General features: G+C 64.1%; 21 protein-coding genes and 1 pseudogene. 4 read left to right on the top strand and 18 right to left on the bottom strand.

Annotation, left to right across the window (positions count from 1 at the left end; genetic code table 11):
- Positions 1-254: 254 nt before the first annotated feature.
- Positions 255-542 carry a hypothetical protein gene (locus tag FZ033_RS12540; protein ID WP_188079454.1) on the top strand — a complete coding sequence of 96 codons (288 nt, stop codon included), beginning with the start codon at positions 255-257 and terminating at the stop codon, positions 540-542.
- 231 nt (positions 543-773) lie between these two features.
- On the opposite strand, the gene FZ033_RS12535 is transcribed toward FZ033_RS12540, so the two are convergent.
- The 3 genes from FZ033_RS12535 to FZ033_RS12525 form a co-directional block, all read right to left on the bottom strand.
- The gene (locus FZ033_RS12535; protein WP_149576457.1) at positions 774-1,307 is read right to left on the bottom strand and encodes a hypothetical protein; all 534 of its coding nucleotides are present in this window, start codon (positions 1,305-1,307) and stop codon (positions 774-776) included.
- 124 nt (positions 1,308-1,431) lie between these two features.
- Complete coding sequence (locus tag FZ033_RS12530) at positions 1,432-2,088, bottom strand: hypothetical protein (RefSeq protein ID WP_149576456.1); 657 nt, start codon at positions 2,086-2,088, stop codon at positions 1,432-1,434.
- 44 nt (positions 2,089-2,132) lie between these two features.
- Positions 2,133-2,657 carry a gamma-glutamylcyclotransferase gene (locus FZ033_RS12525; RefSeq protein ID WP_149576455.1) on the bottom strand — a complete coding sequence of 175 codons (525 nt, stop codon included), beginning with the start codon at positions 2,655-2,657 and terminating at the stop codon, positions 2,133-2,135.
- Between the two features lie 371 nt (positions 2,658-3,028).
- Here FZ033_RS12525 and FZ033_RS12520 point away from each other — a divergent pair.
- Positions 3,029-3,776, top strand: a pseudogene (locus FZ033_RS12520) (transposase); the annotation flags it as partial.
- 184 nt (positions 3,777-3,960) lie between these two features.
- On the opposite strand, the gene FZ033_RS12515 reads toward FZ033_RS12520, so the two are convergent.
- Positions 3,961-4,404, bottom strand: a complete 444-nt coding sequence (locus FZ033_RS12515) for a winged helix-turn-helix transcriptional regulator (RefSeq protein ID WP_149576454.1) — start codon at positions 4,402-4,404, stop codon at positions 3,961-3,963.
- Positions 4,405-4,488: 84 nt separating this feature from the next.
- Here FZ033_RS12515 and FZ033_RS12510 point away from each other — a divergent pair, with 84 nt between their 5' ends.
- Complete coding sequence (locus FZ033_RS12510) at positions 4,489-5,301, top strand: oxidoreductase (protein ID WP_149576453.1); 813 nt, start codon at positions 4,489-4,491, stop codon at positions 5,299-5,301.
- A gap of 40 nt (positions 5,302-5,341) precedes the next feature.
- On the opposite strand, the gene FZ033_RS12505 is transcribed toward FZ033_RS12510, so the two are convergent.
- From FZ033_RS12505 to FZ033_RS12445, 13 genes are all read right to left on the bottom strand, one after another.
- Entirely contained in the window at positions 5,342-6,523 is a 1,182-nt protein-coding gene (locus tag FZ033_RS12505) for a thiolase family protein (RefSeq protein ID WP_149576452.1), read from the bottom strand.
- Between the two features lie 52 nt (positions 6,524-6,575).
- Positions 6,576-7,592, bottom strand: a complete 1,017-nt coding sequence (locus tag FZ033_RS12500) for an aldo/keto reductase (protein ID WP_149576451.1) — start codon at positions 7,590-7,592, stop codon at positions 6,576-6,578.
- A gap of 360 nt (positions 7,593-7,952) precedes the next feature.
- Entirely contained in the window at positions 7,953-8,213 is a 261-nt protein-coding gene (locus FZ033_RS12495) for a DUF302 domain-containing protein (RefSeq protein ID WP_269149863.1), read from the bottom strand.
- The gene (locus FZ033_RS12490) at positions 8,213-8,929 is read right to left on the bottom strand and encodes a flavin reductase family protein (protein WP_149576450.1); all 717 of its coding nucleotides are present in this window, start codon (positions 8,927-8,929) and stop codon (positions 8,213-8,215) included. The genes FZ033_RS12495 and FZ033_RS12490 overlap by 1 nt, the downstream gene beginning before the upstream one ends.
- Positions 8,926-10,605, bottom strand: a complete 1,680-nt coding sequence (locus tag FZ033_RS12485) for a class I adenylate-forming enzyme family protein (RefSeq protein WP_149576449.1) — start codon at positions 10,603-10,605, stop codon at positions 8,926-8,928. The genes FZ033_RS12490 and FZ033_RS12485 overlap by 4 nt, the downstream gene beginning before the upstream one ends.
- Positions 10,595-11,377 (bottom strand): alpha/beta fold hydrolase, encoded by a 783-nt coding sequence (locus tag FZ033_RS12480; protein WP_149576448.1) that lies wholly within the window; start codon positions 11,375-11,377, stop codon positions 10,595-10,597. The genes FZ033_RS12485 and FZ033_RS12480 overlap by 11 nt, the downstream gene beginning before the upstream one ends.
- A gap of 3 nt (positions 11,378-11,380) precedes the next feature.
- Positions 11,381-12,412, bottom strand: coding sequence for a 3-keto-5-aminohexanoate cleavage protein (locus tag FZ033_RS12475; RefSeq protein ID WP_149576447.1), 1,032 nt, complete (start codon positions 12,410-12,412; stop codon positions 11,381-11,383).
- A 22-nt stretch (positions 12,413-12,434) separates the two neighbouring features.
- The gene (locus tag FZ033_RS12470) at positions 12,435-13,652 is read right to left on the bottom strand and encodes an ABC transporter substrate-binding protein (RefSeq protein WP_149576446.1); all 1,218 of its coding nucleotides are present in this window, start codon (positions 13,650-13,652) and stop codon (positions 12,435-12,437) included.
- Positions 13,653-13,851: 199 nt separating this feature from the next.
- The gene (locus FZ033_RS12465) at positions 13,852-14,280 is read right to left on the bottom strand and encodes a nuclear transport factor 2 family protein (RefSeq protein WP_149576445.1); all 429 of its coding nucleotides are present in this window, start codon (positions 14,278-14,280) and stop codon (positions 13,852-13,854) included.
- 24 nt (positions 14,281-14,304) lie between these two features.
- A complete protein-coding gene (locus FZ033_RS12460; RefSeq protein ID WP_149576444.1) occupies positions 14,305-14,907 on the bottom strand; it encodes a TetR/AcrR family transcriptional regulator in 603 nt (200 codons plus the stop codon).
- Positions 14,908-14,985: 78 nt separating this feature from the next.
- A complete protein-coding gene (locus FZ033_RS12455) occupies positions 14,986-15,444 on the bottom strand; it encodes a tautomerase family protein (RefSeq protein ID WP_149576443.1) in 459 nt (152 codons plus the stop codon).
- A 96-nt stretch (positions 15,445-15,540) separates the two neighbouring features.
- Positions 15,541-15,897: a Fic family protein gene (locus FZ033_RS12450; RefSeq protein WP_210247887.1), complete on the bottom strand. Its 357-nt coding sequence runs from the start codon at positions 15,895-15,897 to the stop codon at positions 15,541-15,543.
- A gap of 52 nt (positions 15,898-15,949) precedes the next feature.
- Entirely contained in the window at positions 15,950-16,825 is an 876-nt protein-coding gene (locus tag FZ033_RS12445; protein WP_149576442.1) for a sulfurtransferase, read from the bottom strand.
- 206 nt (positions 16,826-17,031) lie between these two features.
- On the opposite strand from FZ033_RS12445, the gene FZ033_RS12440 reads away from it, so the two are divergent.
- Positions 17,032-17,376, top strand: a complete 345-nt coding sequence (locus FZ033_RS12440) for a hypothetical protein (protein WP_149576441.1) — start codon at positions 17,032-17,034, stop codon at positions 17,374-17,376.
- A 36-nt stretch (positions 17,377-17,412) separates the two neighbouring features.
- On the opposite strand, the gene FZ033_RS12435 is transcribed toward FZ033_RS12440, so the two are convergent.
- The gene (locus FZ033_RS12435; RefSeq protein WP_149576440.1) at positions 17,413-18,342 is read right to left on the bottom strand and encodes an NAD(P)-dependent oxidoreductase; all 930 of its coding nucleotides are present in this window, start codon (positions 18,340-18,342) and stop codon (positions 17,413-17,415) included.

The raw sequence follows: 18,342 nt of genomic DNA, 5'->3' as shown, positions 1-18,342 counted from the left end.
ACCGGCTCTTCTTCATCTCCGTCTCCTTCCGACGGAGTCCAATTCAAACTGAGGGCGCTTCAGGGGGCAACGTCAACCCGTTACACGTGCTACATGCTGGCTGCAGAAAGCTGCGATAGAGTGCTATGATAAGTTAACAGAACAATCTGTATGAAGGTCGATCGTTAGTCCATTATCAAACGACCATGCGCATCCTCAATCGAAGATCGCTCTACCGCAAGCGATTGGACATGGTGCTTGAATTAGGAAGAGTCATGATCACTGTCGGTATAGGCGTTCTCGCACTTATCCTATATTTCACCGGCCAGTATGTGCAGGCTTTTTGGCTGATCGCGCTTTCGATCTTGAGCGGTTCGTTGGCTCTTCTAAAAGCGATCGTCAATCCGAATTGGTACGCGAACGAACGAATGAAAGCGGGGCTCGAAGTTGATATCTTCAACCCGAGGAATGGCATAGCGTCCCTGATTGTCACTAAGGGAATTTTGTTGACCGTGTTGTTATTTATAGCATGGAGGCTTGCGGATAAGGCTGGATATCTGTGAGCTTGTCCGGGAAGTTTTGACTGGTGATCATTGTCTCATGGCAATGCGCCTGAGCATGAGGCGGATCATGGCGAGGCGGCGGCACTGGCTGATCCAGGTCCGCGCTCGCCCGATTCGACATCCGGAAGGAACACAACCGGCTCCCGAGGCTCAACTTCTTTCCGGATGGGCTCTGTGAGATTGTGCTACTCCCATCTGGCGGCGGATTCTTTCTCGCCACCGCTATGCAAGTCAGCGGTTCGAAACCTGATCCTGTATCTCGCTGAATCTGGTGCGGTAGCTCGAATCGTTCTCTAGCGGGATCTTTACCAAGCAGTCCTGCTTGTCCAGCACCATGAACTGCATTGGCTTACAGGCGTGGAGCACGGCCAGACATTTGCGAGCGGACTCTCGGTCTTCGACCCAGAAAAGGTTGCCGCCGCCGTCCAGATGGGCAACCTTAACGGGAAAGAACCCAGATTCTACTTCCTCATCCATCGTCGCCAAAAACGCTACAAGATAGCATTCCTCCATGACGATGGCCGGCTGTATGACAAAGTGGACGTGATGGTGCAGAACCCCAAATGATCCCATCTCGACTGTGCAGCGCACCTGAACCATTGTCTCGGTGCCGGGGCCACCAAGATTTTGGAAGTCATACTGTTTGGCAATGTCGTCGCCAATGATCATCCAAGGACTGAAAGTCACTCTAACACGACCATCCCCATCTCGCTGAGATGCTGTTTCCCCACCGAATGCTCGTCTGAGCCTGTCAAAAATACCCACGTTAGCCCCCTCCCAAAAACTGTCGCGGTGGCCGTTTCGTCAACCGGCAACTCGATATGCGTAGCTTAGATCGATTTCGCTCGAAATCCGAAGCTATCAGACGTCGCGTTCGGTGTGAGACTTCCTATTTCGCGTGCCCGTGCGGCATTTCTGTAAGGCCACAAATCGCATTCATCTTCTTTCTGAAATTGCAGCGCAGTTCCCTTTTGTCCGTTTTGGAAAGGTCGACGAGATAGCCATCAAATTCGCGCTTCAATTTCTGGTGGAAGCAGGACCGGTTGATTTTCACCTCATGGTCGGTCTTGAAGTCAACCATCGGGCCGCTGATGCCAACCCGAAAGGCACCATCTGTGGCGCCGCTGTGATGCAGGGCGCACCGATAGGCCTTGTAAATCTTGCACGCATACCCATGCGCGTCGGCTTTCACGGGCAGGCGCGCTGTGAATGAGGTCCACTGCATCAGAAAGTTTGTGATAAGATGCTTACTCTTGCTTGTGTGGTCAATCACGCCCTCTCGAAATCCCTGCAAGGTCTCAATCACCAAAAAATCAATGGCGAGAATTGTGAATCCGAACGTTTTCAGCGGCCGGCTTTCCTCAAGCCTTAGTAACTCGTCGACCGGATTGAGGAACCGGCATCGAACGCGGGCATCAAATATGTCAATTGCTTTCTGCCAATCGGCGCATTTCGGCACATCCGGATCGAGTGCCAGGCCCTTCCAGAGTTTGACGGTGAAGCCCGGGGCAACTTCGAGCTCATCGGGGATATTCGAATTTGTCACAGATGCTGTTCCCCTCGAGGCGCTTAGGTTCTGGTCGTTCTGAGCTACTGCTGCTGCCGGGAGCGAAGGGCTTGCCAGAGATCACTTACCGCCGGATCGTCAATGCCCAAGCGATGCAACTCCTCTGCCAGGCCATTTATGTAGACGATGCATTTTCCATATTTGCCACTGGCCTTAATAATCATATCTAAAATTATTTCTATGCGATCCTCATCGATAATGTTGCTACCTTCGTAGATCGGAACAGTTGCTGTAATCTCGTCTCCGCTTTCGAATTGCGCCGTAATCTGCCTCATAGCAAAGCTTTTTCCTTCCCGGTTAATTAGGTACGCCCTTATGTCTTGTTCGCATTCATCGGAAAATTCGAAGGCCATGCCGTAACAGCGCGCCGATTCCGACTTTACGAGGTTGAGCGTCGGAGCGGGAAATTCTTTGGTTCCCCAATTCCTCACCGATGCTTTGTTGAACACGCGGCGATAGCCGTTCAGGCTAGCCCGAGCCCGGCGGACGCATCCTCGCCTCGCCTCCCATCCGTCCCACATCAATGAACCGTAGCCGAAGACCCACATTTGCCCACCATCACTGACCGTGCCGCGCTCGTGCAGATTGACGTGAGCCTAGAGGAAATTGAGTGGCGACGAAATCCTGGACCACATGGCGGCGTCGTAGGGCTATGGCGTAGACGTAGTGCTCATCATCGTCGTGTGTGGCTACCACGGCATATGTGAATGGCCCCCTCAGATTTCCAAGGTTAGAAAGTGTCGGTCTCGGTCAAACCCTGCCACGTTCTCTGAGCACCGCCAAATTCGATATTCTAAAATAATTCAATTTCAATCACATACGAGTTCTCAGTTTCACCCTGATCGGCGCGCCATTCTTTTCAATGCCTTAGCCCCGCCAGCCGCGGGGCTTTTGCGTTTCTGGGAAGAATTTGGGGAGTATCCGTTCCGAGCGGCGGCTGTGCGAAGGTCCATCTCAACCTTGCCTATCCCTGGTTCTGCCGGCTCGGACTGGAAGGTGCGGTGCCCGACCATTCCACCTTCTCCAGGAACCGCCACGGCCGCTTCCGCGACAGCGACCTGCTGCGCGAGCTGTTCGAAACCACGGTGCGGCGTTGCATCGAAGAGGGGCTGGTCGGCGGCGCGGGTTTCGCCGTCGATGCCAGCCTGATCAAGGCCGATGCCAACAAGCAGCGGTCCGCCGCGGCCTCGGAACAGGTGGACTGGGAAGGTCTCGCCGAGACGCGCCGTTCGGTCCGGAAATATCTCGACACGCTCGACGAGGCCGCCTGGGGCGCAGCGAGCGAGGTGAAGCCGAAGTTCGTCTCCAGGTCGGATCCGGCTGCGCCTCAGCCGTTACCGCGCGAGCACGTTCGACTGCGAGGCTTGTGCCTTGACGCGGAGCTGCTGTCCCAACGCTCCGGCACGCAAGATACTGCGCTCCATCCATGAAGGTGCCCGCGACATGGCACGGGACATCGCGGCTACAGGGGCGCACCTCACCTCGCGCCGGCAGCGGAAGAAGGTGGAGATGCTTTTCGCCGACCTGAAGTGCCTCCTCAGGCTCGACCGCCTGCGACTGCGCGGCCCGAACGGCGCCCGGGACGAGTCCATCTCGCTGCCACCGCCCAGAACCTCAGGAAGCTCGCTAAGCTGGTACCCAACGGCCCCACAGCCGTGACGGCTTGAGGGAGAAGGGTGCGCCCCTCACGAGCGCCAATGTCACCACGCCTCCAGCGCCGACTTTTTCAACGACATCGGCGCATTTCTGCCTGTCCGCTAGGTGATGCGCTGGCTAAGATAGTGGACATGAGAAAGTTCCTTTGATGACGTGTAAAGCCATCGTAGCTTTCTCCATGCTGCCGCCAACAGATCAACCTCCCGTATTGGTTCGACTTATCCGGATCGGCCGGCTCCCGAGCCTGGCTCCTGTCACCGCATCGACAGCGATCGGTTGAATTTCGACCCCCGTCTCGTCGTCGATATAACGGGCGAGGTTCTCACCGCAGTTCCGCTGAGCCCAGGCACCGATCATCATGAGGACCGGCAGGAAGTCGCGCCCCGCCTCTGTCAGCACATATTCCTCGCGGGGCGGTCGCTCGGAGTAGAGGCGCTTCTCCAACAACCCGTCATCTGTCAATGCGGCAAGCCGTTTGGTCAGCATCGTCGGGGCGATCCCGAGATTCTTCCGGAACTGGTCGAAGCGGGTGAGGCCCGCAAGCGCATCCCGCAGGATCAGGATGCTCCAGGCATCGCCGACAGCGTCGAGGCCGCGAGCAACCGGGCATCCGGGGATAGAGATATTTTTCTCGTTCATATCTTTTCGATAGTGACTTACTATTGATTTGATAGTATCATTCTGTCCGTCGGCGATCCAGTCCGATGACGAAAGAACGGACAGATGAGCAAGACGAACAAAGGCATCGCACTCGTGACGGGCGCATCGTCGGGTATCGGCCTCGTGACGGCCCAATCTTTGGTGAAGGCTGGCTTCCAAGTCTTCGGCACGAGCCGGAAGCCGGTTGACGATCGCCCAGGGATTACGATGCTGATTTGCGACGTGATCGATGAGGCGTCGGTGAAGAGCCTCGTTGCCGCGATTATCAAGCAAGCAGGCCGCATCGACCTCGCCGTCAACAATGCCGGGATCGGGCTGCTCGGCGGTGCCGAAGAATCCTCGATTGCGCAGGTACAGCGCCTGTTCGACGTGAACGTCTTTGGCGTCGCGCGCGTCGTCAACGCGGTGCTGCCTGTCATGCGGGCCCAGAAAAGCGGCCGGATCATCAACATGAGTTCCATCCTCGGCCTGATTCCCTCGCCCTTCAACGCCTTCTACGCGTCGACCAAGCACGCCATCGAGGGCTACTCAGAGTCCTTGGACCATGAGGTGCGCAGGTTCGGCATACGGGTGGTCCTGGTCGAGCCAGGCGTCACCCGCACGGCTTTCGAGGAAAATCTGACGCGGGCCGACCAGCCCATGGCGGCCTACGAGGTGGAGCGCTCGCGCAGCGAGGGCCTCATGCGCAAGTGGGTGGAAGACGGCGATGCTCCTGAGATCGTGGCCGACACCGTCGTCACGGCGGCAACGGCAAGGAAGCCGAAGCTGCGCTATTCGGCGGGCAAGCAGTCGCGCCAGGTGCGCGCCCTGCGCCGCTACATGCCGGAAGGCGTGGTCGACAAGATCCTGCGCAAGTTCAACGGCTTTCCCGCGTAATCCTCGCAACAACCCACCTTCAGATCCATCTCATCTGTCCTCAGACCGCTTCGAGCGCCAGCGCGATGCCCTGCCCGCCGCCGATGCAAAGCGTGACAACGCCCCTCCTCAGCCCGTCGCGCCGCATGGCGTGGAGCAGGCGCGTCACCAGGATCGCGCCGGTGGCGCCAATGGGGTGGCCGTGGGCCACCGCGCCGCCCTCCACGTTCACAATGTCCTCCGGGAGGCCGAGTTCGCGGGCGACCGCAATGGGCACCGCGGCGAAGGCCTCGTTGATCTCGATGCGCTCGATGTCGCCGAGCGACCATCCGGCGCGCTCCAGCGCTTTGCGCACCGCCGGCACCGGACCGAGGCCGAACAGGCCGGGCTCGACCCCGGCGACGCCATAGCCGGCGAGCCGGCCGAGCGGCGCGAGGCCTTTCGCGTCGGCGAAGCCGCGCTCGGCGACGATCATGGCCGCTGCGGCGCTGTTCAGACCCGGCGCGTTGCCGGCGGTGATGGTACCGTCCGGGCGGAACGCCGGCCGCAGCTTCGCCAGCGTCTCGACGGTGGTGTCGGGCCGCGGCGCCTCGTCGGTTGCGAAGTGCTCCACGCCCTTGCGGCCTTTCATCTCCACTGCGACGATCTCGTCGGCGAAGCGCCCCTCGGCCTGTGCCGCAACGAAGCGCTGCTGCGAGCGCGCGGCGAAGGCATCCTGCTCGGCGCGGGTGATCTGCAGCTTGGCGACCAGATCCTCCGTGTGCCAGCCGGAATGCTCGCCGGAGAAGGCATCGTTCAGCCCGTCAGTCAGCATGCTGTCGAAAATCTGCGCCGGGCCCATGCGGTAGCCCCAGCGCCCGCCATCCATGAGGTAGGGCGCCCGGTCCATGTTCTCCATGCCGCCGGCGACGGCGACGTCATGGATACCGGCGGCGATCTCCAGGGCCGCGGTGACGACGGCCTGCGCGCCGGAGCCGCAGACACGGTTGACGGTCATGGCCGGTACCTCCACCGGCAATCCACCGTGGATCGCCGCCTGCCGGGCTGGGTTCATGCGGTTGCCGGCCTGGATGACGTTGCCCATCACCACTGTGCCGACGGCCGCGGGATCTAGGCCGGCGCGGCGCAGGGTCTCGCGCACGGCGACGGCACCGAGATCGGTGGCGGGCGTGCCCTTAAGCGCCCCATTGTAGGCGCCGATGGCGGTGCGGACCGGATGGGCGATGACGATGTCTCGGGTCATGACGACCTCCTTGATGGACGTGTGCGGGGTGTCTGGCGACACCGCGTGGGGATCAGGCGACCGGCAGGACCGGGCGCTCGGTGTCGCTCGCCCCGCGTGCCACGGCGGGCAAGGCCTCGGCCGCGCCGTCCGGGGCACTCGCCGCATCGAGGCGGGCGATCTGGTCCGGCGTGAGCACCAGCGCGGCGGCCCCAAGGTTGCTGGTCAGCTGGGCGAGGGAGCGAGGGCCGATGAGGGGAATGGCACCGGTGCGGGTGGCCCAGGCGATGGCCACCTGATCCGGGCTCGCACCGAGCTCCGCCGCGACGGCGAGCACCGCATCGAGCGCGGCGCTGCGGCGGGCGGAACTCTCGGCCTGGAAAACCCTTCCGCCCAGCGCCTCGGCACGGCCCTTCTCGCCCGTGCGATACTTGCCGGTGAGCATCCCGCCCCCAAGCGGCGACCAGGTGACAGCGCCGATGCCCAGCGCCGCGCAGGCCGGCAGCAGGTCTGCCTCGGGCTCGCGGCGCACGAGGCTGTATTCGAACTGCGCCGCGGCGACGGGGACGGCGCCCGTCAGCTCGGCCAGGGTCACGGCGCGGGCGAGGCGCCAGGCCGGAAAGTTCGAGAGGCCGGCGTAGAGAATCTTGCCGGCGCGGGCGAGATCGTCGAGGCCGCGCACGATCTCCTCGGCCGGCGTGACCTCGTCGGGATGGTGCACCCAGTAGAGATCGATCCGGTCCGTCTTCAGCCGCCTCAGGCTCGCCTCGATCGAGGCGACCATCGCCTTGCGGCTATTGCCGGTGACGAGGCGGTTGGCATTGGGGGAAGCCCCGTTGGTGAACTTGGTGGCGAGCAGGAAGTCCTCGCGCCGCCCGTTCAACAGGCTGCCGAGAAACTCCTCGGACTGGCCAAACTGATAGATGTCGGCGGTGTCGATGAAATTGCCCCCGGCCTCGACATAGGCATTGAAGATGGCGGCACTCTCGGCCGCATCCGCGCCATGTCCCCACCGCCCGCCGAAATTGGCGGTGCCGAGCGCCAGCTCCGCCACCCTGAGGCCTGTACGGCCGAGAAGTCGGTATTTCATTCCTTAAACTCCTGAGAGGCCGAATATGTCGTGTGGTCCGGCGGGAAAGGGCTCCATTGCGGCAAATGCGGGCATATGCCTGTATTTAGGTGAAATAATCGGACCGCGTCTTCGGTTCAGAGCAAAGCGAGGATCCCATGGCGCTGTTCCAGGCGATGGCACCCCAATCGGTCCTCAATCCTTTTCTGGTTCCGCACCACGCCTCGGCTACCGCATCGGTCCGGTCTGCGCCGCGCTTCGTCGGCACGACGCAGGCCTCACGCCGATCGTCCTTGCCGCGTCGCCTTTCTCAATCCGGCGCAGGGGCAGGACGAAATCATGATTTGATGCATATACCCGTAACTCGGCGCCGTCTAGTCCTCAGTGGGCCGCCGTCACGAGAACATCGAATATCTTCCTGTCCAGAGACCCGGCAATTTCGGTCACCTCCCGATTTCCGTATTGGCCAAACAGGTCCGACGGGCGATCGTACTCGAACACGGCTGTGCCCGCCGCGGTTTCGTAGAGCATGATGCGCAGGGGCGCGTAGAGCCCGGCCGCCGCATTGCGGCTCGTCATCTGGGTGGCGATGAGCACGTTGCCGATCACGAACTGGGCCGCATTCTGCTTCTGGCCGAGGATCAGCCTTTCAAGGCATTGCCGGAGCCGGTCCAGCCGGGCTGGGCGATCTGCGACCAGTCGGCAGGCTTGCCATCGAGCCGGGCCATGCGACGCCCTTGCCGCGAGACCACGACCTCGGGTTCAACCGGGCAGGTGAAGATGTTCTCGACCAGCGTGTATTCGGCTGCCAGGCGTCCGACGGGATGGAGGCCCACCGTGTCGATACGGCCGCTATCGAGGTAGATGTCGTCGCGGACGTGGAAGCGCACCACCTCCCCGAACACCACGTGGTCACCGACCTCGCCGATGGGGATGATGCGGTCCAGCCGGCATTCCATGCTGACCGGCGCCTCGCGCACGCGGGGTGCCGACACTAGGTCGCAGGCACTCTTCGTCAGGCCGGCCAGCTCGAATTCGTCGGCCTCCGGCGGATGCTCCATGGAAGAGTGGTGCATGGCGTCCGCGAGCGGCAGGGTCACAAGATTGGTGACGAACCCGCCGGTCTCGCGGATATTGACGAGGGTGTCCTTCAGCGTGACCCGGTCCGATTTCGGCTGGATGGTCAGCGAAACCATGGGCGGCTTGCGGCAGACCGCAGTGAAGAACGAGAAGGGCGCCAGATTGGCGACGCCGTCCGCCGACACGGTGCTCACCCAGCCGATGGCGCGCGGCACGATCGAACCGATGAGGATCTTGTAGCAGGCGGTTGCATCCATGGATGCGGGATCAAGGATCATCGGCGGCTCTCCAAAGCGGTGTGCGCGATGCGGCGCACCTCTGCCTTCTGGTGCTTGCCGTTCTGGTTGCGCGGGATTGGGACCTCGCCGACGCTCCAGAAGTCCGGCACCTTGTAGTCGGCGATGCGGGCCTTCAGGAATGCGCGCAGGGCTTCGGCGTCGATCGTACCGTCGCACCGCTGCACCAGGGCGAACGTCTTCTCGCCGAGCACGGGGTCCGGCACCCCCACCACGGCGCAGTCGGCCACGCTTTCGTGGCTCATGAGAGCGTTCTCGACCTCGGCGCTGAATACCTTGAATCCCCCCCGGTTGATCATGTCCTTCAGCCGGTCGTGGACATAGACGAGGCCGTCCGGGTCGCGGGTTGCCACATCGCCGCTGCGCCAGTAGCCGTCGCGGAAGGCGAGGGCCGTGGCCTCCGCATTCTGCCAATAGCCGGGACTGACGTTCGCGCCGCGGATGAACAGCTCGCCGGAGCCGCCCGGCTGAACCTCCTGCCCATCCTCGCCCACCACGATCAGGTCGTCGCATTGCAGCGGCAGACCGACGCTGGCAGGCGCACGCAGGGTCCACTCGGCAGGCATGATGGTGCAGACGGCGCAGGTCTCTGTCGCGCCGTAGGCGTTGATCAGGCGCAGCGCCGGCGCAAGCTCCGCCATGCGGGATATGACCGCCGGCGGCATGACGGCTCCGCCATAGACACCATAGCGCCATGTAGAGAGGTCGTGGTCGGCGAAGCCCGGCTCCATGAGGCAGAGCTGGTACATAGCCGGCACCAGGACGGCGAAGGTGATGTGTTCCCGCGCGATCGTCTCCAGCACCGCCTTCGCCTTGAACTCCCGCATCATGACGATGGCGCCGCCGCAGGCGAGGGCCACCGACATCACTGGGCCGAAGCCGGCGATGTGGGTGCCGGGGACGACGAGCAGGCTCCGCTGCGGCCGGTCGATGCCGAGGGCGTAGAGATAATGCAGGCAGGTATGGACGAAGTTGAAGTGCGTGAGGCAGGCGCCCTTGGGCTTTCCAGTGGTGCCCGAGGTGTAGACGATCAGCATCACGTCATGCTGATGGAGTTCCGGCAGGGGGCTGGCGTCAGCATCGGCGAGGGATGCGAAGGCATCGGGATGACCTTCCGGCGCGTCCGCCAGCAGAAGGCGGCGAATGCTGGAGCCCGCGGGAAAGCGGTCCACCCATGCCTGACCCGTGACGGCGAGGATGGGCAACGCATTGCCCACGATATGCGCCACATCGACCGGGCCCAGCCGCGTGCCCAGCGGAACGGCAATGCCGCCGGCGCGGACGGTCGCCAGTATGGCGACGAGATATTCGAGGCGATTGTCCAGCATCACCGCGACGCGGTCGCCGGGAGCAAGTCCCTCGGCAATCAGGCCGAAGGCGCTCGCATCCACCAGCCTGTCCAGCTCGGCATAGGTGAGGCGGCGGTCGCCGCAGACGATGGCTTCGCCATAAGGGTTGCGCGCGACCGAGGCGCGGAACATGGCATCGTAATTCGCCGGCCTGTGGCGAAAGGCACGGACCGTGCGCCCGCCCGGGACCTCGACCAGCGCCGCCTCGTTCACCGATGATGGCACCTGCCAGCGGCCGTCGGCGTGGACGCCGAGCGGGGCGTCCGCTTCTCCGAAGGCGCCGGGCGCCGGAATGCCGTCAGGATGCATGGCCGGCCCCCGTCAGCTCTGGCGTGTTGAGGATCGCCGCGGCATAGGCCGGCGTTTCGAGGCTGGGATAGTGGCCGGCTCCGGGGATGGTCCCGATCGTGGCGCCGGAAAAGAGCGGCCTGATCCGCTCCGCGGCCACCTCGGCGGTGAGAACGGGGTCGAAGGCGCCCACGAAGATGCGCACGGCGCCGGCGAAATCGCCGATCTCCTGCGAGATGTCCTCGGTGGTCCAGGCGCGCAGATAGCCGGCGATGGCCTGCCTTGTGGCGCTCTCCTGAGAAAGGCCTGCCATCCAGGCCGCGAAGGCCGGACCTAGCCGGCCGCCGGTGACGGCGCTCGCGCATTGCCCCCGGACATCCGCACTATCGGCGGCAGCTCCGAAGAAGGCCGCGCCCTGTTCATCTAGCGGAAAGCCCGAGGCCGGCACGGAGCACAGCAGCGTCAGGCTGTCGATGCGCCCCGCCGCAAGGGGGGAGCCGGCAAGCAATTGGGCCGCCTGCCCGCCCATGGAGTTGCCGACGAGGTCGAAATGCTCCCAGCCGAGATGGTCGGCCAGCGCAAGCATGTCCTCTCCCATCTCGCGGACGGAGAAGGCGCCGTCGCGGTCCCGGGACCGGCCGTAGCCCCGGAAATCCGGGAATACGAAAGTCGCCGCCGTGCCATCGAGGAATGCCATCATGGGAGCGTAGGTCCGGTGATCGGCGAGCCATGTATGGGCCGCCATCACCTTGCGGGGGCCGCTGCCCACCGTCGTGTAGCCGAGGGGTTCCATGCCTCACTCCGCAGCGGCGCGGGCGGCGGGCGCCTTGGCCAGAGCGAGATACTCGCTCGCCGGCATCAGCTCGCGGCCAAGATTTTCGGCGATGTCCCGCATCATGCGGAACAGGCCGGCATTGCTCTCGATGAGATCGTCCCGGTGCGGCCACTTCCACACCGTGTCCTCCATGCCGACGCGGATGTGGAGCCCGAGAAGCAGGCCGAGCGTGGCGAGATGGCTGCTGGCCCGCCCGCCGGCGCAGACCATGATGACCGCGCCGGGGTCCACGTGGCGGATGAGGCGCACCTGCCGCATCAGGCACTCGATCATGCTTTCCGGGCCGTACATGGGGCTGCATCCCGGCAGTCCGGCGAGCACGAGCCAGGTCAGGGGACCGGAGACGAGGCCGCTGTCGATCAGCAGGCGCCGGGCGTTGTCGATGTCGCCGTCGGTATAGACCGCGATCTGCGGCGTCAGGCCCGCCTCCAGAACCAGCCGCGTCTTCTCGATGATCGCGTGGGGCGGCTTCACGAAGAGATTGTCGCCGAGGATCAGCGCCGTGGTGTTGACAGGCACCGCATCGATGAGGCCGAGCTCAAGCATCTTCTCGAGGCCGTCGCACTCCGCGTCATCCACTGCGACGAGGCAGGCATCGAATGCGAGGGTCGGGTGCGACGCCCTGAGATGGCGCAGTACATCGCCGAACAGCTGCGGATCCAGCACGTTGTAGCCCTTGGCATCGCGCGCATGGACGTGGATGACCTGTGCGCCCTCGGCGATGCAGGCCTCCGCCGAGGCGATGATCTCCTCGGGGGTGGTGGGCTGGTTGGGGTTCTGCGCCTTGGTGAAGAAGGCGCCGTTGATGGCGGCGGAAATGATCGCCTTCGGTGGAGCCGCCCAGCGGGGCATCGGATCGGCGCCGGATACATGGCTCTTCGCCGTGTCCATGATGTCCGGCAGGCCGTAGGGGCGCCAATAAGTGCGGATGCGCTCGCGCTCAACGTTCTTGGCGACGCGGTCCCAGTTCACGGTGTTGGTGTTCAAGGTCATGGCAGTCTGTCCTGTCTCGGGGTCACAGGGAGGCAAGGGGGCATCCGCCCTTGTCGAGCGGGCGGAAGGCGTCGGGGCCGGGCACGGTGCGCAGGACGCGGTAGAGATCCCATTCGCTCTTGCTCTCCGCGGGCGTCTTCACCTGCGCGAACAGCATGTCGTGGACCATACGACCGTCGACGCGCAGGCGACCGCCGCGGGCGAACATGTCGTCCACCGGCATCTCGCGCATCTTCTCGACTACCTTTGTGGTGTCGTCCGTGCCCGCCGCCGCGATTGCCTTCAAATAGTGCCGCACGGCCGAATAGGTGCCCGCCTGGAAGGAGGTGGGCATGGCCTTGCGTCGGTCATAGAATTTCTTCGACCAGGCGCGGGTAGCGTCGTCATAGTCCCAGTAGAAGCCCTCGGTGAGGTAGAGGCCCTGCGCCGCCTTCGTGCCCAGCGACTTGGCCTCGCTGAGGGTAATGAGGAGGGCGGCGAGGCGCTGCTTCCCATCCGCGCCGACGCCGAACTCGTTCGCCTGCGTCAAAGCATTCGCGAAGTCCTTGCCGGCATTGGCAAAGGCGATGATCTTCGCACCTGACTGCTGGGCCTGAAGTAGGAAGCTTGAAAAGTCCTGCGTGCCGAGGGGGTGCCGTGCGGCGCCAAGCACCTTGCCGCCGTTGGCTTCGATCAGCGCGGTGGCGTCGGCCTGGAGGGCATGGCCGAAGGTATAGTCCGCCGTGATGAAGTACCAGGTGTCTCCACCTTGTCGCACCAGCTCCCGGGCGGTGGAGTTGGCCAGCGCATAGGTGTCATACACCCAGTGCATCCCGGTGGGCGAGCAGGCCTTGGCGGTGAGGGCTGAGGTGGCGGCGCCGGTCGCCACGGAGATGCGGTTCTTGTCCCGCGCAATATCCTGCACAGCGAGCGCCACGGCGGAGGAGACCATTTCGAAGATGGCGCCGACACCGTCCACGTCGAACCAGCGGCGGGCGATGCCGGCGCCGATGTCCGCCTTGTTCTGGTGGTCAGCCTGGAGCAGCTCGACAGGACGCCCGAGGACGGTTCCCCCGACTTCCTCGATGGCCATCCGCGCGGCCTCTACCGCGCCGAGGCCCGCCGGGTCCGAGTAATTGCCGGACAAGTCGGTGAGAACGCCGATGCGAATGGGCTTCTTGTCCTGGGCGCGGGCAGTGCCGGCCGCTGCGAGCGCCAGCACGGCCGCACCGCCGCGAATGAAGGCGGAACGTGAAATCATGGCTTCCTCCCGAGTTCCTGTTTTTTATTCTGGCTGCTGCCGTCCGATCGCGCGGACGGCAGCGTTTGGGCGCAACTGTGCCGGTCTGCGTTCAGGTTGCCGGCAGGGCGCGCCTCCGCGTTCCGCGCCCGTGACGAAGCGCGGTGGCCTGGCGGCAGACGCAATGCCGCCTTGGGTTTTTGATCTCAGGCGGGGATGATCACGCCGACGCGCGCGAGGGGTGCTGCACCATCCCCTCCATCACGTCGCGGCCCTTGGCCGTGTCCGCATAGATGCGTCCGTAGACGATGCGCCCGTTCTCGACCTTGAAGAGCATGCAATGCTCGTTTTCCATGAAACGGCCGTTCTTGGCCTTTGCGCGGGCGACGACGGGCACCACCACGTGAGTACCTGCATCGAGGATCGCGTGGGCGTCATAGTTGAAATAATCGTAGTAATTTTCGTAGAGGTCGGCCCAGAATGCCCTGAACTCGTTGATCCCCGTGTACTTGCCGCCGTAGGGAAGGGAAGTAGGGAACTCGAAAACCACGTCCGGCGATAGAATTTCGATGAGTTTTCGCTTGTCGTTCGCCTCAAACCCGGTGAATGCCGCCCGGCACGCCTCGACGATCCCGCTGTTGTCGGTCATGGCTGTCCTCCCAATTGATTTTTTTCACACGAGAATGGTCTCGAAGATGATCTTGGTTGCTTCTTCCAGCGGCCTTACGCTCTGCGCAGCCTTCATGCGCAGCAGCGCTCCTTCCCAGCTGTTCAGGATGAAGTCGGCGAGGACCGCCGGGTCGGTCTTCGACTTGATGTCGCCGCGGCTCTGGGCTTCCCCGATGGTTGCGGCGAACTGGCCGCTCCAGATGTTGAAGTTCTCGGCGAGCCGCTGACGCATCCGTTCGCTGTGATCGGCGGTTTCCAGGCTGAGGTTGCCCATCATGCAACCCTTTTTGAACCCGAGCCCGATGAAGAAGCCGATACGCTCGTGGAAATATCCGCGGAGCCGATCGAGGGGTGGCAGGTCGGCCTTGTCGAAGAACTCCGCGATCTTCCCCCGGTGCCGCTCGAAGTACAGGTCGATGATTTCGGCGGCGAATGCCTCCTTGCTTTCGAACAGGTTATAGAACGAGCCCTTCGGCACCTCGGCAGCCTTCGCGATGACATCCACGCCCGTAGCGTTGAAGCCACGTGCATGAAATTCGGAAAGTCCCGCGGCCAGCAGCTTGGCGCGGGTTTCCGCTCCTCGCCGATTTGGTGCGCGATTGGCCATCTCTAACGTCCTTCCCGCCGGTTGGATGGCTTGAATGGGATTTCAAGCCGACCGGTCTAATTTATCACTTTTCCCGGCTCATTTCACAAAATCTTCGGGCGACACGGCGATCTGGCCGACGCTGGAAAGATAGCCTGATGGCGGGAAGGGATAACCGGCGATGCCCCAGTTGGCGCGAGGGTACTCCCTGAGGATGCACCACACGCGGCCGGCATTGTCCGGGTCGTTCGGCACGCCTTCCGTCTCCAGAACCAGCCGCGTGAGATCCCGCATGACGCCCTGCTTGGCGCGGTCGTCCATCAGGCCCTCGATGGTGTGGACGCGGAACCGGTAGCGCGGGCGGCCGGGCGGCATGCCGCCGATGAACACGTGGTGCGGCTCGAGTTCGTTCACGAAGGCCCAGGCGATGTTGCGCGCTTCGGGCGTATCCGGAATTTTCTCCCACCACATCAGCGTCTTCACCGCCCGGTGCATCATCGCCTCGAGCTTGTCGGCCGGCAGCGCGCCCTTGGGCAGGGACAGGTCGATCATCGGCATCGCATATCCTCCGGCCCGGCGTTCTCGCGCCGGTGCCCTAGCTTTGTCTTCCGGCATGAGCGAATGCCGGAACGGGATTAAATTTGACCAGTCGTCTTATATAGTCAAGCGCCTTCTTTCGCAGGCCGATCGAGGCGAGGACGGAGGGTGGACATGGAAACGCACGGGTTCGGCGGGAGTGTGCAGCAACAGGCGGGAGGATCGAAGTTCGCACAGCTCGCACACGACGAAGGACGTGCGCTTGTTGTCGTCCACGAAGGGATGGTTCTTGGCGATGCCAAAGGCATAGGCGGCGGCCAGGGCGGCCACGTCGGAGGCGGACACCCGTGCTCCGGCAGCGTCATCCTGCTGCATGTAGTGGTAGCGGTTCTTCGGGCCATCCAGGGCCGTCTCCAGGAGCCCCTCGTCACGCACGCCCCTGCCGCCCCCATGCTCCTGCGAGCTGCGCGTCATGAACGGCGCACACGACGGCCTTGGTGACCCAGCGCGGCTCGCCCTGGCGGCCTCAGGCTTCGCCGATTTCGAGAGGACGCGCGCGATCCGCAGTCCATTCGGCGAGCGATCCGTCATATTCCAGTGTCGTGCCATAGTCGATCACGGCCAGCGCGAGAGCCCCCAGGGCCGAGGCGACGCCGCCACCGCAATAGGTCACCACCAACTCTCCCGCCAGCGCGGTGCGTGCCTTGAACAGGCTGCGCAGCTCCGCCGGCGGCCGCAGGGTGTTGTCCGCCTCGCTCAGGAGCTCGACGAAGGGAAGATTGGCGCTGCCGGGAATATGCCCCGGCCGCGACCGGCCGGGCACCCGGCCGGAGAAATCATCCCTCTGGAGAAGGCAGACCAGCCGTCCCGTTCGCCGCCCCTCCATGATGTCGAGAACGTCCTGCGTGGTGGCGACTGTGCCGGCCGGAAGCGGCAGGGTGTAGGTCGACTTCACATAGGGGGAGAGGCCGAATTCCAACGGGCGGCCCTCGGCCCGATACTTTCGCAGCCCGCCATCAAGCACGCTCACGCGCTGATGCCCGTAGGAGCGGAGCACCCACCACAGACGCGCGGCCCATTGGTTCGACAGGTCGTCATAGATGACCACATGGGACGTGCGCGTGATCCCGAGCCGGCTGGCGGCGGCGGCCAATTGCGAGGCCGTGGGGCGGGTGAAGGGGAAGGGCGCGCCCGGATCGGAAAATTGGGTGAACAGATCCGCGAAGCGGGCGCCGGGGATGTGGCCCCGGCGTTCATAATCGTCGAGCCCGCTGCGGAACTCGGCCGGCGTGCCGTCGCGCGGCGGGTCGAGATACACGCTGGCATCCAGAACGATTAGATCGTCATCGCCCAGATGTTCCCCGAGCCATTGCGTGGAGACGAGAGGAAAGGTCTTGGGCATACTGGAAATCCGGTCCGGGTCGGGCGGCAGGCACGCTGGGAGACAGGATCGCGGACTTGCGTCCGCGGCGCCGCCGATATAAATTCTAAACTAAATTTATATATGAAATGCAAGAAATGCGTGGCGCTTCACTTCAATCTGTCGCCTCCGCCGCCGATAGCGAGGATCGCGCACAGGCCGCGGGGGGTGAACTCCCTCCGCCAGGAGTGGCGCCGTCCTCCGCCCGCTACGGGGCCGCGGTCAAGGACTTGGCGGTGAGCGAGGTGGAGCGGCGCAGGCTGCTCAATCCGCGTGACCGCACCATCTATCGCGAGGTGGCCGGCCAGTTTGGCGTCGGCGAGCAGTCCCTCCGCCTGTGGATGAAGAAGCGGGACGCCGAGCGGCTGGAAGCCGCCGAGCCTGCGGCCGGGTCGGGCGAGGTCATCTCGCCGGAGCAGATGCAGAGCGAGCTTCAGGCCCTGCGGCGACAGATCCAAAAGCTGCGGACCGAGAATGACGTGCTGAAGCGGGCCTTCGTGGTGTTCTCGTCCGAATGGGCTCGCGACAAATAGAGAGGCCCGGCCGTGGCCGAGCCGCGTCGGCATCCGTCACGGCGGATCGAGCAGCCCCTGCCCCTGCCCGCGCCGCTTCAGGTTCGCCGCCACCTTCTCCACCAGCGCCAGCCGCGCGCCGCTTCCGATAGCCGCCGTATGCGGCGACACCCGCACCCGCGGATGGCTGTAGAAGGGATGGCCGGCCGCAAGCGGCTCGGGCGTCGTGGTGTCGAGGGTCGCGCGCCCCACCCTGCCATCCGCCAGGGCGTCGAGCAGGGCGTCGTCGTCGATCAGGCTGCCGCGCGCCACATTGATGATGTGGATGCCCGGCTTTGCCGCCCGCAGGCTGTGCGCGTTCAGGATGTGCCGCGTCTGCGGCGTGGCCGGCGCGGCGAGCACGAGGTGGTCGCTCACCGCGAGAAGCTCCTCCACCGATCGGACGAAGGCGACACCGTGCTCCGCCGCCGGCGCGGAGCGGCGCAGGGCGTGGACGCGCATGCCCAGCCCCAGCGCCCGGCACGCCACCGCCCGGCCGATGGCGCCATAACCCAAAAGGCCCAGCGTCGTGCCCTCGATGGGCTCGAACGGGCGGGTGCGCCACGCCTGCGGATCGTCGATCCACACCGTGTGCAGGGCCTTCACCGCCTCGAAGATGGTGCCGATGACGAACTCGGCGATGGGCCCCGCCGCCACCCCGCGCGCCGTGCTCGCCGGGAGCGAATTGAGGAACCAGCGCGGATAATGGTCCGTCCCCGAGGAGACGAGCTGGATCCACTCCAGCCCGAACGGCCAGCCTTCCGGCGGGTCCGGCGGCTCCGGCAGATGGGGCAGGTCCCACACCCCGAACATGGGCGCGGCCACGAGGATCCGCGCCTCGGCGGGCAGCGCCGCCGGCGCGCCGCGGGGCACGGGCAGCACCTCGGCTCCGAGGCGGTCCGCGAGCACTTTGTTGAAGAAGGGCTCGAGCTGGCTGGCGATGAGCAT

Source organism: Xanthobacter oligotrophicus (genome assembly GCF_008364685.1).
Classification (GTDB): domain Bacteria; phylum Pseudomonadota; class Alphaproteobacteria; order Rhizobiales; family Xanthobacteraceae; genus Xanthobacter; species Xanthobacter oligotrophicus.
Note: the sequence above shows the minus strand (reverse complement) of the source record. Positions and strands in the feature narration are given on the sequence as shown.

What these genes read in the sequence shown, in the direction of transcription:
- FZ033_RS12540 (WP_188079454.1), top strand. Translation starts at nt 255, where the DNA reads ATGATCACTGTCGGTATAGGCGTTCTCGCACTTATCCTATATTTCACC.
- FZ033_RS12525 (WP_149576455.1), bottom strand. Translation starts at nt 2,657, where the DNA reads ATGTGGGTCTTCGGCTACGGTTCATTGATGTGGGACGGATGGGAGGCG.
- FZ033_RS12515 (WP_149576454.1), bottom strand. Translation starts at nt 4,404, where the DNA reads ATGAACGAGAAAAATATCTCTATCCCCGGATGCCCGGTTGCTCGCGGC.
- FZ033_RS12510 (WP_149576453.1), top strand. Translation starts at nt 4,489, where the DNA reads ATGAGCAAGACGAACAAAGGCATCGCACTCGTGACGGGCGCATCGTCG.
- FZ033_RS12505 (WP_149576452.1), bottom strand. Translation starts at nt 6,523, where the DNA reads ATGACCCGAGACATCGTCATCGCCCATCCGGTCCGCACCGCCATCGGC.
- FZ033_RS12500 (WP_149576451.1), bottom strand. Translation starts at nt 7,592, where the DNA reads ATGAAATACCGACTTCTCGGCCGTACAGGCCTCAGGGTGGCGGAGCTG.
- FZ033_RS12490 (WP_149576450.1), bottom strand. Translation starts at nt 8,929, where the DNA reads ATGATCCTTGATCCCGCATCCATGGATGCAACCGCCTGCTACAAGATC.
- FZ033_RS12485 (WP_149576449.1), bottom strand. Translation starts at nt 10,605, where the DNA reads ATGCATCCTGACGGCATTCCGGCGCCCGGCGCCTTCGGAGAAGCGGAC.
- FZ033_RS12480 (WP_149576448.1), bottom strand. Translation starts at nt 11,377, where the DNA reads ATGGAACCCCTCGGCTACACGACGGTGGGCAGCGGCCCCCGCAAGGTG.
- FZ033_RS12475 (WP_149576447.1), bottom strand. Translation starts at nt 12,412, where the DNA reads ATGACCTTGAACACCAACACCGTGAACTGGGACCGCGTCGCCAAGAAC.
- FZ033_RS12470 (WP_149576446.1), bottom strand. Translation starts at nt 13,652, where the DNA reads ATGATTTCACGTTCCGCCTTCATTCGCGGCGGTGCGGCCGTGCTGGCG.
- FZ033_RS12465 (WP_149576445.1), bottom strand. Translation starts at nt 14,280, where the DNA reads ATGACCGACAACAGCGGGATCGTCGAGGCGTGCCGGGCGGCATTCACC.
- FZ033_RS12460 (WP_149576444.1), bottom strand. Translation starts at nt 14,907, where the DNA reads ATGGCCAATCGCGCACCAAATCGGCGAGGAGCGGAAACCCGCGCCAAG.
- FZ033_RS12455 (WP_149576443.1), bottom strand. Translation starts at nt 15,444, where the DNA reads ATGCCGATGATCGACCTGTCCCTGCCCAAGGGCGCGCTGCCGGCCGAC.
- FZ033_RS12450 (WP_210247887.1), bottom strand. Translation starts at nt 15,897, where the DNA reads ATGACGCGCAGCTCGCAGGAGCATGGGGGCGGCAGGGGCGTGCGTGAC.
- FZ033_RS12445 (WP_149576442.1), bottom strand. Translation starts at nt 16,825, where the DNA reads ATGCCCAAGACCTTTCCTCTCGTCTCCACGCAATGGCTCGGGGAACAT.
- FZ033_RS12435 (WP_149576440.1), bottom strand. Translation starts at nt 18,342, where the DNA reads ATGCTCATCGCCAGCCAGCTCGAGCCCTTCTTCAACAAAGTGCTCGCG.